The 14,805-nt window shown below is 70.8% G+C and carries 8 protein-coding genes and 1 other RNA gene; all 9 read left to right on the top strand.

The features are described from left to right. Window positions 1–149: 149 nt before the first annotated feature. The 9 genes from QN245_RS03035 to QN245_RS02995 all read left to right on the top strand — a co-directional run bounded on the left by QN245_RS03035 (window position 150) and on the right by QN245_RS02995 (window position 14,804). Window positions 150–225, top strand: a non-coding RNA gene (locus QN245_RS03035) — sX9 sRNA. 42 nt (window positions 226–267) lie between these two features. Beyond that, window positions 268–3,849, top strand: a complete 3,582-nt coding sequence (locus QN245_RS03030) for a lamin tail domain-containing protein (protein ID WP_317844528.1) — start codon at window positions 268–270, stop codon at window positions 3,847–3,849. A 463-nt stretch (window positions 3,850–4,312) separates the two neighbouring features. Further along, window positions 4,313–5,401: a pyruvate dehydrogenase (acetyl-transferring) E1 component subunit alpha gene (gene pdhA / locus QN245_RS03025; RefSeq protein WP_317844527.1), complete on the top strand. Its 1,089-nt coding sequence runs from the start codon at window positions 4,313–4,315 to the stop codon at window positions 5,399–5,401. After that, window positions 5,394–6,473: an alpha-ketoacid dehydrogenase subunit beta gene (locus QN245_RS03020; protein ID WP_043094489.1), complete on the top strand. Its 1,080-nt coding sequence runs from the start codon at window positions 5,394–5,396 to the stop codon at window positions 6,471–6,473. Before pdhA ends, QN245_RS03020 begins: the two co-directional genes overlap by 8 nt. A 1-nt stretch (window position 6,474) precedes the next feature. Continuing rightward, window positions 6,475–6,825, top strand: coding sequence for an SH3 domain-containing protein (locus QN245_RS03015; protein ID WP_160969341.1), 351 nt, complete (start codon window positions 6,475–6,477; stop codon window positions 6,823–6,825). Beyond that, window positions 6,822–8,261, top strand: a complete 1,440-nt coding sequence (locus QN245_RS03010; RefSeq protein ID WP_317844526.1) for a dihydrolipoamide acetyltransferase family protein — start codon at window positions 6,822–6,824, stop codon at window positions 8,259–8,261. The genes QN245_RS03015 and QN245_RS03010 overlap by 4 nt, the downstream gene beginning before the upstream one ends. Window positions 8,262–9,186: 925 nt before the next feature. After that, window positions 9,187–10,758, top strand: a complete 1,572-nt coding sequence (locus QN245_RS03005; protein ID WP_317844525.1) for a M4 family metallopeptidase — start codon at window positions 9,187–9,189, stop codon at window positions 10,756–10,758. Between the two features lie 714 nt (window positions 10,759–11,472). Further along, window positions 11,473–13,437 (top strand): DUF4034 domain-containing protein, encoded by a 1,965-nt coding sequence (locus QN245_RS03000; RefSeq protein WP_317844524.1) that lies wholly within the window; start codon window positions 11,473–11,475, stop codon window positions 13,435–13,437. Between the two features lie 80 nt (window positions 13,438–13,517). Beyond that, window positions 13,518–14,804, top strand: a complete 1,287-nt coding sequence (locus tag QN245_RS02995; RefSeq protein ID WP_317844523.1) for a DEAD/DEAH box helicase — start codon at window positions 13,518–13,520, stop codon at window positions 14,802–14,804. Window position 14,805 lies beyond the last annotated feature (1 nt).

The raw sequence follows: 14,805 nt of genomic DNA, 5'->3' as shown, positions 1-14,805 counted from the left end.
ACGAATGTCACACATTGGTCAGCACCCGTTGTCAAACTCCGGCACAATCGTCGGCGGCGCTGGGGGCGCCGTCGGTTCATCTGCGTAAGAGCGGCTGACAAAAGGACTGCGCAGCCACCAGGCAGGCGCGGCCGGTGCTCGGAATCCTCATGTGCCACTTGCACACTGCGGTTCCTCCGCGCCGTCCGCACCCGCCTGGCGACTGCTCGCGACGTTTCGTTAGCCACTCTTGAGTCCACGTCTTCAAGGATTGGGGAGATCTTGTTCATGCGAACCATGCTGCTTCGAGCTGCAGTGTTGTCGTGCGCGTTGGGGTGTGCCGGGTACGCCCAGGCGCAGGTGGTCATCAGCCAGGTCTATGGCGGTGGCGGCAACAGCGGCGCCACCTACAAAAGCGATTTCGTCGAATTGCACAACAACGGCAGCGAGGCGGTGAGCCTGGCCGGCTGGTCGGTGCAGTACGCCTCGGCCGCCGGCAGCAGTTGGCAGGTCACTACGCTGAGCGGCAGCATTGCGCCGGGCGGCTACTACCTGGTCAAGCAGGCCGACGGCAGCGGCGGCAGCGCCGCGCTGCCCACGCCCGATGCCACCGGCACCATCGCCATGAGCGGCACCGCCGGCAAGATCGCGCTGAGCAAGAGCAGCGCCGCGCTGAGCGGCGCCTGCCCGGCCGGCAACGCCGACTTCGTCGGCTACGGCAGCAGCGCCAGCTGCGCCGAAGGCAGCGCCCCGACCGCCGCGCCCAGCAACACCCTGGCGGTGCTGCGCGGCAACGGCGGCTGCAGCGACAGCGACAACAACAACGCCGACTTCGCCACCGGCGCGCCGACCCCGCGCAACAGCGCCGCGCCGGTCAGCCTGTGCGGCGGCGGCAACCAGCCGGTGGCCAGCGTGGCCAACGTCAGCCGCGCCGAGGGCGACAGCGGCAGCAGCGCGTTCGTGTTCACGGTGACGCTGAGCCAGCCGGCCGGCAGCGCCGGCGTGAACTTCACCGTCGCCACCCGCGACGGCACCGCCACCGCCGGCAGCGACTACCAGGCGCTGGCCGCGACCCAGGTGACCATCCCGGCCGGCGAGAGCAGCGCCGAGGTGCGCGTGCTGGTCAACGGCGACACCAGCAACGAACCCGACGAGACCTTCTACCTGGACATCAGCGGGATCAGCGGCGCGCTGCCGTCCACGCTGACCGCCAGCGGGGTGATTCTCAACGACGACTTCAATCTGGTGCCGATCCACAGCATCCAGGGCAGCGGCGCGCGCTCGCCGCTGGTCGGCCAGGTGGTCGCTACCAGCGGCATCGTCACCGCGCGGCGCAGCGCCGGCTTCTTCCTGCAGACGCCCGACGCCCAGGCCGACGCCGACCCGCTCACCTCAGAAGGCATCTACGTCTACACCGGCAGCGCGCCGCCGGCCGAGGCCGCGGTGGGCAATGCGGTGCGGGTGCAGGCCACGGTGGTCGAATACGTGCCCAGCACCGACCCCAGCCAGCCGCCGCTGACCGAACTGAGCGCGCCGACGGTGCTGCTGCAGTCCACCGGCAATCCGCTGCCGGCCGCGGTCGAGCTGACCACCCGCTTCCCCGACCCGAACGGCGCCTACGACCAGCTCGAGCGCCTGGAAGGCATGCGCGTCAGCGTGCCCAGCCTGACCGTCAACACCCCGACCCTGGGCAACGTCAACGAGACCAACGCCAGCGCGACCAGCAACGGCGTGTTCCATGCCGTGGTCACCGGCCTGCCGCGCGCCTGGCGCACCGCCGGCGTGCAGCAGCCCGACGCACTGCCGGCCGGCTCGCCGGCCGACGTGCCGCGCTGGAACACCAGCCCGCAGGTGATCGCGGTCGGCAGCGCCGGCCTCGGCGGCGAGCGTATCGACGTGGCCGCCGGCTGCACCGTGCTCGGCGTCAGCGGCCCGCTGGACTACAGCTTCCGCCGCTACACCATCTACCCGGAAACCGCGCCCAGCGTGCAGTGCGACGGCGCCGACCAGCCCAAGCCGGCCCCGGCGCCGCAGGCCGACGACGTCAACATCGCCACCTACAACATGGAGCGCTTCTTCGACGACCAGAACGATCCGGCGATCGGCGAACCGGTGCTGACCGCGGCCGCCTACCAGGCGCGCCTCAACAAGGCCTCGCTGGCGATCCGCAACTACCTCAACACGCCCGACATCCTCGGCACCGTGGAGATCGAGAACCTGAGCGTGCTGCAGACCCTGGCCGAGCGCGTCAACCGCGACGCGGTGGCCGCCGGCCAGCCCGATCCGCAGTACGTGGCCTACCTGCAGGAAGGCAACGACGTGGGCGGCATCGACGTCGGCTTCCTGGTCAAGACCGCGCAGGTCGGTGCCGGCATCGCCCGCGTCGAAGTGGTTTCGGTGAGCCAGGAAGGCAAGGCCGCCACCTGGACCGAGCCCAGCGGCACGGTCAGCCTGCTCAACGACCGTCCGCCGCTGCTGCTGAAGGCGGTGGTGCATTTCGCCGACGGCCGCGCGCTGCCGCTGACCGTGGTCGAGGTGCACCAGCGTTCGCTCAACGGCGCCGAGACCGACGACGCCAGCGGCCAGCGCATCCGCGCCAAGCGCCAGGCGCAGGCGGTGTTCCTGGCCAACCTGCTGCAGGCGCGCCAGGCCGCCGATCCCACCGAGCAGGTGCTGGTGATGGGCGATTTCAACGCCTTCGAGTTCAACGACGGCTACGTCGATGCGATGGGCACCGTCACCGGCCTGCCGGCGCCCGACGCGCAGACCGTGGTCGGCGGCGACGGCGCTACCCTGGTCGATCCGGCGCTGTACAACCTCACCCTGCTGTCGACGCCGGACCAGAGCTACTCCTACGCCTACGACGGCAATGTGCAGTCGCTGGATCACATCCTGGCCAACCGCGCGCTGATGCGCTCGGCGCAGATCGCCGGCCTCAGCGAAGCCCACGCGCGGCTCAATGCCGACTTCCCGGCCGTGGCCCGCAACGACGCCAACTCGCCGGCGCGGCTGTCCGACCACGACCCGGCGGTGGTGCTGATCAAGCTCAAGCCGCTGGAGCGCGCCGACCTGAGCCTGCGTGTGAGCGCCGCCAACGCCTCGGTCTACGCCGGCGACACCATCCGCTACAGCATCACCCTGGCCAATGCCGGTCCGGACGCGGCGCGCGCCGCCGCGGTCGCCTTCGCCCTGGATGCAGCAGTGGTCCCGAGCGTCACCGCCGCCCCGGGCTGGGACTGCGCCGCGCCGGAGGTGGCCGCGCAGACCGTGGTGACCTGCAGCACCGCGCAGTTCGCTGCCGGCACCACGCCGCGCTTCGACGTGGCGGTGCCGGCCGGCACCGCCCTGGTCGGGCGCAGCCTGAGCCTGGCCGCGTCGGTGGCCTCGCAGACCGAGGATCCCAACCCCGGCGACAACGGCGGCAGCGCCACGGTGGCGGTGCAGGCGCGTCCGGCCGGCGACCTGGCGGTGTCGATCGACGGCCCGGCCACCCTGCCGTTCCTGGCCTTCTTCGCCGACTACCGCATCGACGTACGCAACCACGGCAATGCGCCGGTGCAGGGCGCCAGCCTGGAGATCGACGGCAGCACCCTGTCCGCCCTGACCGCGCTGGTACCGCCGCGCGGCTGGCAGTGCGTGCGGCAGAACCACGGCCTGCGCAGCGCGCGCTTCCAGTGCCACAGCGGCGCCGACCTGGCGCCGGGCGCCAGCGCCGCGTTCCGCCTGAGCCTGGCGACGCGGCCGCTGCCGGCCGACCGCCAGATCGTGATCGGCGCCAGCGCCGGCTCGACCTCGGCCGATGCCGATCCCAGCGACAACAGCGCGCGCTTCAGCACGCGCGTGGAGGGGCTGCGCCTGTTCGGCCGCTGATCGCGGCGACGGGTGTGCACCAGGAAGGGCGTGGCCTCGCGGCCACGCCCTTTTTTGTTTTTGTTGTAGGAGCGGCTTCAGCCGCGACGGCGTTCCCGGTAAAGCCCGTCGCGGCTGAAGCCGCTCCTACGAGATGACGGCGTAAAGCGATGGGAGGCGCCTCGCGCCGCGCGTACACGTGTGCGCTTTCCGTGCTTGCCCGATGGTCTCCTCGCCGACACGCGCAGCGCACCGCGGACATTGACCACCGCCACCGGTGGACACCTACGCGCACATGAACGGCATGCATCGCAGTGCAACATCCTCGATACCCAACGCCATCAATCCGCAACGCGGCGCGACCACGCTTTTCTTGTGCGGTACGGCATTGCCACGTGCTGCGGTGCACGACGGCTTTTGTGCACGGCTTCCTTAACATGCCGACTCATATCATTTGAAACTTGTTGTCGAGAGCGCCATCGCCATGAGCATCGCCGCCCAGTTCGAAATTGAGTTCCTGCAGTACCTCGACGCGGGCGGCCAGCCGGTCCGCGACGCGCTTCCGGCCGATTCGGCCAACCCGCAGACGCTGCTGGCGCTGTTCAAGCAGATGCTCTACGTGCGCACCTTCGACAGCAAGGCGGTGGCCCTGCAGCGCACCGGCAAGCTGGGCACCTACGCCTCCTGCCTGGGCCACGAGGCCACCCACATCGGCATCGGTGCGTCGATGCGCCGCGGCGACGTGCTGGCGCCCAGCTACCGCGAGTACGGCGCCATGTTCATGCGCGGCGTGCGCCCGCGCGAGATCCTGCTGTACTGGGGCGGCGACGAGCGCGGCAGCGACTTCCAGCGCGATTCCGACGCCGCCCGCGACTTCCCGATCTGCGTGCCGATCTCCACCCAGTGCCTGCACGCCGCCGGCGCCGCGCTGGCGTTCAAGCTGCGCGGCGAGGCGCAGGTGGCGGTGGCCACCTGCGGCGACGGCGGCTCGTCCAAGACCGATTTCTATGCCGCGCTGAACTCCGCCGGTGCCTACCAACTGCCGCTGATCCTGTGCGTGATCAACAACGGCTGGGCGATCTCGGTGCCGCGCAATGCGCAGACCGGCGCGCAGACCCTGGCGCAGAAGGGCCTGGCCGGCGGCCTGCACTGCCTGCAGGTGGACGGCAACGACCTGATCGCGGTGCTGGAGGCGATGCGCCAGGCGCGCGAGCGCGCGCTGGCCGGCCAGGGCGGCACGGTGATCGAGTTCATGACCTACCGCCTGTCCGACCACACCACCGCCGACGACGCGCGCCGCTACCGCGACGACGCCGAGGTCAAGCAGGCCTGGGAACGCGAACCGCTGCTGCGCCTGCGCGCCTGGCTGAGCGCGCAGGGCCTGTGGAGCGAGGACGAGGAAGCAGCGTGGAAGCAGGAATGCGCGCGCCTGGCCGACATCGAACTCAACGCCTACCTGGAGACCCCGGTGCAGCCGGTGGAAGCCATGTTCGACTACCTGTACGCCGACCCGCCACCGGACCTGCTCGCACAGCGCGCCGAGGCCATCGCCCTGGAGCAGCGCCATGGATGAGCTGAGCCCCCGCCTCGCCGACCACACCGCCGCGCCTGCGGCCGGCACCGCCCACAGCGCCGCCACCGCGCGCGGAGACAGCCCGATGACCAGCACGCCCATTACCTTGATCGAAGCGGTGACCCAGGCGCTGGCCTGGGAACTGCAGCACGACCCGTCGGTGCTGGTGCTGGGCGAGGACGTGGGCGTCAACGGCGGCGTGTTCCGCGCCACCGCCGGCCTGCAGCAGCGCTTCGGCGCGCAGCGCGTGCTCGACACCCCGCTGGACGAGACCACCATCGCCGGGCTCAGCGTCGGCCTCGCCGCGCAGGGCATGAAGCCGGTGGCCGAGGCGCAGTTCGACGGCTTCGTCTACCCGATGGTCGATCACCTGATCTGCCACGCCGCGCGCCTGCGCACCCGCACCCGCGGCCGCCTGCACTGCCCGATGGTGCTGCGCGTGCCGTGGGGCGGCGGCATCCGCGCGCCGGAACACCACAGCGAAGCCAACGAATCCATCTTCACTAATGTGCCGGGCCTGCGCGTGGTGCTGCCGTCCTCGCCGCAGCGCGCCTACGGCCTGCTGCTGGCGGCGATCCGCGAACCGGATCCGGTGATCTACATGGAGCCCAAGCGCATCTACCGGCAGTACAAGGAAGTGGTCGCCGACGACGGCGAGGCGCTGCCGCTGGACGTGTGCTTCGTGCTGCGCGACGGCACCGACGTGACCCTCGTCGCCTGGGGCGCGCAGGTCAAGGAAGCGCTGGAAGCCGCCGACCGGCTCGCCGCCGACGGCATCAGCGCCGAAGTGATCGACGTGGCCACGCTGCGTCCGCTGGACTTCGACACCATCGCCGAATCGGTGGCGCGCACCGGCCGCTGCGTGATCGTGCAGGAAGCCCCGCGCAGCGCCGGCTTCGGCGCCGAGATCGCCGCGCGCCTGGCCGAGCAGTCGATGTACGACCTGGTCGCGCCGGTGCAGCGCGTCACCGGCTACGACACCCACATCCCGCTGTTCCGGCTGGAGATGAAGTACCTGCCGAGCACCGACAAGATCGTCGCCGCGGCCAAGCGGGCGATGGCCGCGGGTTGATATGCAGGCACGTCTGATCAGCGATTACCGCGCCGCCTATCCGCATCCGATCCGCATCGCCGCCGGCGAGCGGGTCGCGCTGGGCGTGCGCGACGAGGAGTGGCCGGCGTTCGTCTGGATCACCGGCGCCGCCGGCACGGCCGGCTGGGCACCGCTGGCCTGGCTGCAGCCGACCGGCGACGGCCATGCCGTGGCGCTGCGCGACTACGACGCACGCGAACTCGATGCCGCGCAGGGCGACACCGTCGTCCTGCATCACGAATACGGCGACTGGTGGTGGGCCGAGCGCGCCGACGGCGCGCAGGGCTGGCTGCCGGCACGCGACCTGGAACTGCTGGAAGAGACCACATGAGCCAAACCAAGAATTTCAATCTGCCCGACCTGGGCGAAGGCCTGCCCGACGCCACCATCGTCGAGTGGTTCGTCAAGGAAGGCGACACCATCCGACTGGACGAGCCGCTGGTATCCATGGAAACCGCCAAGGCGGTGGTCGAAGTGCCCTCGCCGGTGTCCGGCAAGGTGCTGAAGCTGGCCGGCGCACCGGGCGACATCGTCGTCACCGGCAGCATGCTGGCGCAGTTCGCGCCCGACCCCAACCTGCCGCAGCGCGCCGAAGGCCAGGACACCGGCCATCACCACGGCGGCGCGGCACCGGCCGCATCCGGCAAGGGTGCCGGCGCGGACACCGCCGCAGCCGACGATCGCGTGGTCGCCTCCGACGACGGCGGCGAACTGCACGACGCCGACAACGCACAGGCCACCGGCGAGCGCGACGATGCCGGCACCGTGGTCGGCGCGATGCAGAGCTCCAACACCGTGCACAGCGAGCGCACCGTGTCGGTCGGCGGCGTGCGCGCGATGCCGGCGGTGCGCGCCCTGGCCAAGAAGCTGGGCGTGGACCTGGGCCGCGTGCGCGCCAGCGGCGCCGACGGCGCGGTCACCCTGGCCGACGTCAAGCAGGCCGCGACCGATGGGTCGGCGAAGGCGGATGCGAATGCCGGGGCGGCTGTCGCCGCGACTACACGGCGTCCTGCCGTCGCGGCTGAAGCCGCTCCTACGAACGCCCACACGTCACCCGCCCCCTCCGCGCGCACCCCGCTCTCCGCCGCCGGCAAGCCGATGCGCACGCAGCCGCCGGGCGTGGCCGTGCAGGGCCAGCCCGAGCCGCTGAAGGGCGTGCGCCGCAACATGGCGCGGGTGATGGCCGAGGCGCAGCGCCAGGTGGTGCTGACCACGCTCAACGACGATGCCGACCTGCACGCGTGGACGCCGGGCAACGACACCACCGGGCGCTTGGTGCGCGCGATCGTCGCCGCCTGCCAGGCGGTGCCGGCGCTCAATGCCTGGTTCGACGGCGAGGCGCTGACCCGCACCCTGCACGCGCACGTGGACATCGGCATCGCCGTGGACACCGACGATGGCCTGTTCGTGCCCGCCCTGCGCAACGCCGACATGCTCGATGCGCGCGGCGTGCGCGAAGGCATCAACCGCCTGCGCCAGCAGGTGGAGGCGCGCAGCATCCCGGCCTCGGAACTGAGCGGCTACACCATCTCGCTGTCCAACTTCGGCATGTTCGCCGGCCGCTACGCCACGCCGATCGTGGTGCCGCCGTGCGTGGCCATCGTCGCCGCCGGCCGCGCCCGCCATCAGCTGGTGCCGGTGATGGGCGGCGTGGAGACGCACAAGATCCTGCCGCTGTCGCTGAGCTTCGACCACCGCGCCTGCACCGGCGGCGAAGCGGCGCGCTTCCTGCGCGCGATGATCGACGACCTGGCGCTGCCGGCCTGAGCGCGACGGCCACCTTGCATATCCGCCGACCTGCCTGACACCAGGCGGTGCATCTGCTGCGCCCGGAACAGCAGATGCACCACCGATGTGGGAGGGGCTTCAGTCCGACGCGATCAACAAAACAGCGTCGCAGCTCAAGCCTTTCCGCAGCGGATGGCTCGGACGCCACGTGGAGGCGCGCGTACTTTCTGCGGTCTTCTACACATCGCGGGGCGATAGCCGATGAGCAACTCCAGCACAGCGCGTCGGGGCTGAAGCCCCTCCCACAGTGCAATGACCGGGTGCTAAGTGAGTGGGGTTGCGTTGCCGATCGCTTCGGCGTGCATTCGGTGCATATCAGGCGACCTGCCTGACAGCAGGTAATGCGCATACTGCACATGGAGCAGCAGATGCACCACCAGTGTGGGAGGGCCTTCAGTCCCGACGCGACGAGCGGAAAGATGTCGGGGTTCAAGTTCTTCTAGCGTGGATGGCTCGGGGGCCGCCTAAACCCATCCCTGTATTGCTACGGTCTCCGACAATCGCTGTCCGATCCATCGAGCGATTCGTGCACGGCACGTCGCGGCCGACACCGCTCTCCCAGCACGCGTTCGAACGTACCGCGACGGGCTCGCTGCACGGAGCGGCATCGCATCGCACGCAGGTCGACGTCCAGGTTTCAGGCGTCATGCTGTGATGGCGCGCTGGTCTGCCGCAACGGCGCATCACGCGCCACGCCAGTGTGCAGAGCACATTCGGCAGTCTCGAAAGACTGAACGCAACCTGTCTACCACGCGACGCGGCGGCGCCGTTATGGTCGTTGCACAGGGGGAGGCACTGCGCCGATCGGCCGCATTGCCCCAGTCGTCATGCCACGTCACCGCGCTACGGCCGCTCCGCTGCCGCGTCGGCGTGTCCTTCCTTCTCGCGTTCGAGGATTCCGCTCATGTCCCTGTCGCTTCGTCATCGTCCGTCGGCACTGGTCTCGTCCCTGCTGCTCGCGCTCGCCGCCACCTCCGCCAGCGCCGCGCAGCGCGTGGACCTGCACGCCAAGAACCCGGATACGCTCAGCACCCAGTACCGCAGCGCCGCAGCGCGCGTCGGCGGCATTCCGGCCGCGGCCGCGGTGCGCCATGCCGAACTGATCGGGCTGGATGCCGAATCCGCGCTGACCCTGCTCGGCAGCAGCGAAGATGCCGACGGCACCGTGCACCGCCGCTACCAGCAGACCTTCCGCGGCATTCCGGTGTGGGGCGAGCAGGTGATCGTCAGCGAGCGCGCCGATGGCAGCGTGCGCAGCCTGTTCGGCCGCTCGGTGGCCGGGCTGGCCAGCGAACTGCCGGCCACCGCCGCCAATGCCGCCAGCACGTCGCTGAGCGCCGATGCCGCGCTGACGCTGGCCCGGCGCGTCGCGCTGGGCGCGGCCCAGGCCGAGCGTCGCATCGAACGCGCGCAGGCGCCGCAGATGATCTATCTCGACGACAGCGACCGCGCACACCTGGCCTACGTGGTGTCGTTCTTCGCCGATGCGCCGCAGGGCGGCGCGCCGAGCCGGCCGTTCGTGATCGTGGATGCGCGCAGCGGCGCCATCCTGAAACAGTGGGACGCCCTGACCACGCGCGACGCCACCGGCCCCGGCGGCAACGCCAAGACCGGCCAGTACGAGTACGGCAGCGACAGCATCCACGGTTTCCTGGAGGTGGACGACAGCTGCCGCATGCAGAACAGCAACGTCAAGTCGGTGAACCTCAACGGCGGCAGCTCCGGCACCACCGCGTACCAGTTCACCTGCCCACGCAACACCTACAAAGCCATCAACGGCGCCTACTCGCCGATCAACGACGCGCACTACTTCGGCGGCGTCATCGAGAAGATGTACCGCAGCTACGTCGGCGTGGCGCCACTAACGTTCCAACTGGTGATGCGCGTGCATTACGGCACGCGCTACGAGAACGCGTTCTGGAACGGCTCGACGATGAACTTCGGCGACGGCAACACCCGTTTCTATCCGCTCGTCAGCGCCGACGTCGCCGGCCACGAGGTCTCGCACGGCTTCACCGAACAGCATTCCAACCTGACCTATTCGGGCCAGTCCGGCGGCATCAACGAGGCGTTCTCGGACATGGCCGGTGAAGCCACCGAGTACTACCTCAAGGGCACGAACGACTTCAAGGTCGGCACCGAGATCTTCAAGGCCAACGGTGCGCTGCGCTACATGGCCAACCCGACGCAGGACGGCAGTTCGATCGACAACGCCGCCAACTACCGCAGCGGCCTGGACGTGCATTACTCCTCGGGCGTCTACAACAAGGCGTTCTACAACCTGGCCACCACCTCGGGCTGGAACACGCGCTTGGCGTTCGAGGTGTTCGCCCGCGCCAACCAGCTGTACTGGACGCCCAGCACCACCTTCAACAGCGGCGCCTGCGGCGTGCGCACCGCCGCCAGCGACCTAGGCCGCTCGGTGACCGCGGTCAACAATGCCTTCGCCGCCGTCGGCGTGAGCTGCACGCAGTAGCCCCAGCAGTCCTGCGGGCTCGGCCATCGACAGCGATGGCCGGGCTCGCGGCGATGGAGATCCACAAGGCCGTGCGTTGCGCCGACCCGCGCTGCCGACGGCACGGTGTCGGTGATGATCACGCGAGTGCCGCGCGCAGCACCGACACGGGGCACGCACGTTCGCAACTGTTGTCCGCACGGCGCGGCATGCACCCGCGGAAGCGGCAGCGATCGGCGCATGGGCCGCGCCCGCATGATCACGGCGATGACGCCATGCCCACGACGGTGCGCTAACGGCGCTGCCCTATACTGCGCGCCCCACTCGACGCCCCATGTCCGCATGCCGGCCGTCTGCATTGCGACGCCGCGCGTGCGATCCGCGACGGCAGACGGCGAGGCCCGCCTGTTCCGTGCCCGTTTTCGTCTTCCCTTCCCTGCGCCCAATGCCGCATTCACCGCCAGCCACCGCCGCGGAAGGCGCGGCGCCTGCGCGCAAGCGGATCCTCGGCGCGCAACGACGGCGCCGTCTGCGAGCGCATAGTGCTCTGCACCTGCGCCGCCACGCGCGCGGGGACCGGACCGAGCCGTGCCGCCATCGGCGCGCTGCCGATGCGATCCGCCGTGGCGATACGGCATGCCTGCGTCACCCGCGTGGGCAGCCCGTTTGCGCCGCGACGGCAGCGCATCCGCTTATCACTTTCCTTCCGATCCGAGACGTCCCATGCATCCCGCCATGTCCGTCGCGCAAGCCGCGCGCGCCGATCTGACCCCGTTCCAACACGACCTGCTCGCCCAGCGATTCGACGCGGTGGACGCGCAGTTGCGGACGCTGCTCGCCGCCGCTGACGCAGCCGGCGAGGCGAGGCTGTACGCGCGGGTCGTGGATGAGACCGGTGCACTGGCGGCCACCCGTCCCGCTGCGCTAGCAGCCGTGCTGGACGCATGGCAGCGACAGTCTCCGGACAGCCTGGCACCGCGGCTCCTGCGCTGCGCCTTCTGGGAGCGACGGGCGCTGCAGGCGCGCGGCACCGGTTGGGCCGACGGCGTCGACGAAACGCAGTGGCGGGCGGTGCGCCTCGCGCAGTGGCGCTTGTTTGCAGACGCGCTGCAGTTGATGGTGCGGTTTCCGCTGCCGTGGATCCTCGGCACGCTGCTCACCCGCAGCGTGCAGGCCTTCGGCGAGCCGGACTGGTTGACGCACTGGCGGTGCGAGGGCGTGCATCCCAGCGACAACGCCACATTCGATGCGGCGGACGCGAGTGACATCGCGTCCCTGGGCCTGCCCGCCGTGCTGCCCGCGCCACTGCACACGCCGGACGGGAGGCCAGACACCAGCGACCCCGTGCCGCCGGCGTGGTTCTGGCTGTCGCTGACCCTGGGCCACAGCGGCCATGGACTGGCAGCCTTGCTGTCCTACGCCACGCTGCAGACCCCACGCTGGGGCGGCAGCCGCGAAGAGATCCTGGCGCTGGCCGAAGGGCCCCTGGCCGCCCGCCTCGACCAAGGCGAACGCCACCGTCTGCGCCTGGTCGCCTGGCTCGACGCGATCGACGTGGACAGCATCGAGACCGACGACGCCGAGGCGGTCGCGCAGGCGGTGCAACAAGGGCATGCCTTGTTGCACCGCACGCACGACGACGGTGACCGTGCGCAGGTGCATCTGCAGTTGGCGGAGCTGTACAGCTTCGCCGAACGGCCGGACCAGGCCGTTCCCCATCTGGCGGCCGTCGCCGCGTTGCCGGCGCCGTTGCGCCTGGACGATCACCAACTGCTGCGGGCGTTGCATGCCGCGGTGCAGAGCGGACAGCTGCAGGCCGACTGGTTGGGCGCGCTGGCCGCGCGCAGCTGCGCGCAGACGGCGCATGCGGCCGTGCTCTACGGCCTGCTGTGCGATACCGGCTGGGGAGGCGTGCAGCGCGATTCGGCCATCGCCGAGGCGTGGTACCGGCACGCCGCCACGCTTGCACCGTTGCCCGCGCCGGAAGAGGTGTGCCCGTTCAACGACGTCTACTACGCCTTCGACGAGCAGGTGCAGCACGGTCCACTGCAACACATGGCCCGCTGCGGCGCCGAGCTCGGCTATCCGGAAATGCAGTTCGCCCTGGGCTATCGCTATTTCGAGGATGAGGACAGCTACGACCCGACGCTGGCGATTCACTGGTACCGGCGTGCGGCCGAACACGGATTTCCGCGGGCCGCGTACAACCTCAGCGTGGTGTACGACCGCGGCATCGAACAAGGCGGTATCGCCGGGCTGGCACCGGATGAACTGGTGCGCCTCTCCAACGACTGCGAGATCGCCTGCCTGGAAGCCACCGCGGCGCTGCCGACGCTGTCCGAACGCGCAAGCCGCCGCGCCAACGCCTGTCTGCACGGCCTGCGCCACTTCCTCGCCCACCAAGACGACGACCCGGCGCGGATCGAGCGCGTCCTGGGCGTGCTCACCCGGTTCGCGCATGCCGGCTGGGTGGAGGCCATGCGCGGCCTCGGCCACTTCCACGGCACGACCTCCAATCCAGCCTGGCAGGACTTCGACCGTGCGGTGCGCTGGTGCGAGGCGGCCTGCCGGCTGGTGCCGGACGATGCCGACACCCTGGCGCTACGGCAGACCCTGCAAGGCGACGGCTGGCTGGCGAAGCGGCGCTACGCGCGGGCGGCGGCGCGTGCCGCCGAGCGGGCGACCGACCTGCCGCACTGAGCGCGCCTTCGCCAGTCCGCGCGCGGTCGGCGATACTGCACGCCCGCCGTGACCCGCATGGCCTCGCTGCCCGTCTCCCCATGCCGTTCGCTTCCCTCGGTCTGTCGCCCGCGCTGTTTCCCGCCTTCGCCGCTGCGCTCGCGCGTGCCGGCTGGCAGACGCCCACGCCGATCCAGCAACAGGCGGTGCCGCTGGTCATCACCGGCCACGACCTGCTGGCCATGGCGCAGACCGGCTCCGGCAAGACCGCGGCGTTCGCCCTGCCGCTGCTGCAGGCCTGCGCGCAGGCGGCCAGGCCGGCGCGTTCCACCCGCGTACTGGTGCTGGTACCGACCCGCGAACTGGCGGTGCAGGTCGCCGACACCTTCGTCGCACTCGGCCTGGAACTGCCGCGGCGGCCCCGGGTGGTGGTGGCGGTCGGCGGCGTCTCGATCAATCCGCAGATGCTGGCGCTGCGCGGCGGCGCCGATGTGGTGGTGGCCACGCCCGGGCGCCTGCTGGACCTGCTGGAGCAGCGCGCGCTGCAACTGGACGCGGTGGCGCACCTGGTGCTGGACGAGGCCGATCGCCTGCTCGACCTGGGCTTCGGCGCCGAACTGGAGCGGCTGCTGCAGCTGCTGCCGCCGACGCGACAGACCCTGCTGTTCTCCGCCACCATGCCGGCACCGATCGCCGCGCTGGCCACGCGCCTGCTGCGCGCGCCGCGGCGGATCGGCGAAAACGCCGACGCCGCGCCGATTCCGGCGACGCTGCGCCAGCGCGCGATCGAGGTCGACGACGGCCGTCGCCTGGCATTGCTGCAGCATCTCCTGGAACAGGAAGCATGGCCGCGGGCGCTGGTGTTCGTGGCCAGCCGGCGCGATGCCGAACGGGTTGCCACGGCGCTGGCCAAGGCCGGCATCGCCGCGCAGCCGCTGCATGGCGAGTTGGCCCAGGGCCGGCGCCAGCGCACCCTGGACGCATTCCGCCAGCAGCAGCTGCGGGTGCTGGTGACCACGGACCTGGCAGCGCGCGGCATCGACATCGCCGCGCTGCCGGTGGTGGTGAACTACGACCTGCCACGTTCCACCGCGGACTACACCCACCGCATCGGCCGCAGCGCGCGCGCCGGCGCCGAGGGCCAGGCGCTCAGCTTCGTCGACGCTGCCAGCGCGGCGCATCTGCGCCTGATCGAGAAACGCCAGGGCGTACGCGTGCCGCGCGAACGCATTCCCGGTTTCGAGCCGACGCCGGCGCCGCCCCCGGCCGCCACGCCGGCCACCGAGGCGGCCGCCTCCACCGGTGGCATCAAGGGCAAGCGACCGAGCAAGAAGGACCGGCTGCGCGCGGCGCGTGCGCAGGACGGGGAGCCGCCCGCGAGCGGCTGAG

Source organism: Xanthomonas rydalmerensis (assembly GCF_033170385.1).
Taxonomy (GTDB): Bacteria; Pseudomonadota; Gammaproteobacteria; order Xanthomonadales; family Xanthomonadaceae; genus Xanthomonas_A; species Xanthomonas_A rydalmerensis.
Note: the sequence above shows the minus strand (reverse complement) of the source record. Positions and strands in the feature narration are given on the sequence as shown.

What these genes read in the sequence shown, in the direction of transcription:
- QN245_RS03030 (WP_317844528.1), top strand. Translation starts at nt 268, where the DNA reads ATGCGAACCATGCTGCTTCGAGCTGCAGTGTTGTCGTGCGCGTTGGGG.
- pdhA (WP_317844527.1), top strand. Translation starts at nt 4,313, where the DNA reads ATGAGCATCGCCGCCCAGTTCGAAATTGAGTTCCTGCAGTACCTCGAC.
- QN245_RS03020 (WP_043094489.1), top strand. Translation starts at nt 5,394, where the DNA reads ATGGATGAGCTGAGCCCCCGCCTCGCCGACCACACCGCCGCGCCTGCG.
- QN245_RS03015 (WP_160969341.1), top strand. Translation starts at nt 6,475, where the DNA reads ATGCAGGCACGTCTGATCAGCGATTACCGCGCCGCCTATCCGCATCCG.
- QN245_RS03010 (WP_317844526.1), top strand. Translation starts at nt 6,822, where the DNA reads ATGAGCCAAACCAAGAATTTCAATCTGCCCGACCTGGGCGAAGGCCTG.
- QN245_RS03005 (WP_317844525.1), top strand. Translation starts at nt 9,187, where the DNA reads ATGTCCCTGTCGCTTCGTCATCGTCCGTCGGCACTGGTCTCGTCCCTG.
- QN245_RS03000 (WP_317844524.1), top strand. Translation starts at nt 11,473, where the DNA reads ATGTCCGTCGCGCAAGCCGCGCGCGCCGATCTGACCCCGTTCCAACAC.
- QN245_RS02995 (WP_317844523.1), top strand. Translation starts at nt 13,518, where the DNA reads ATGCCGTTCGCTTCCCTCGGTCTGTCGCCCGCGCTGTTTCCCGCCTTC.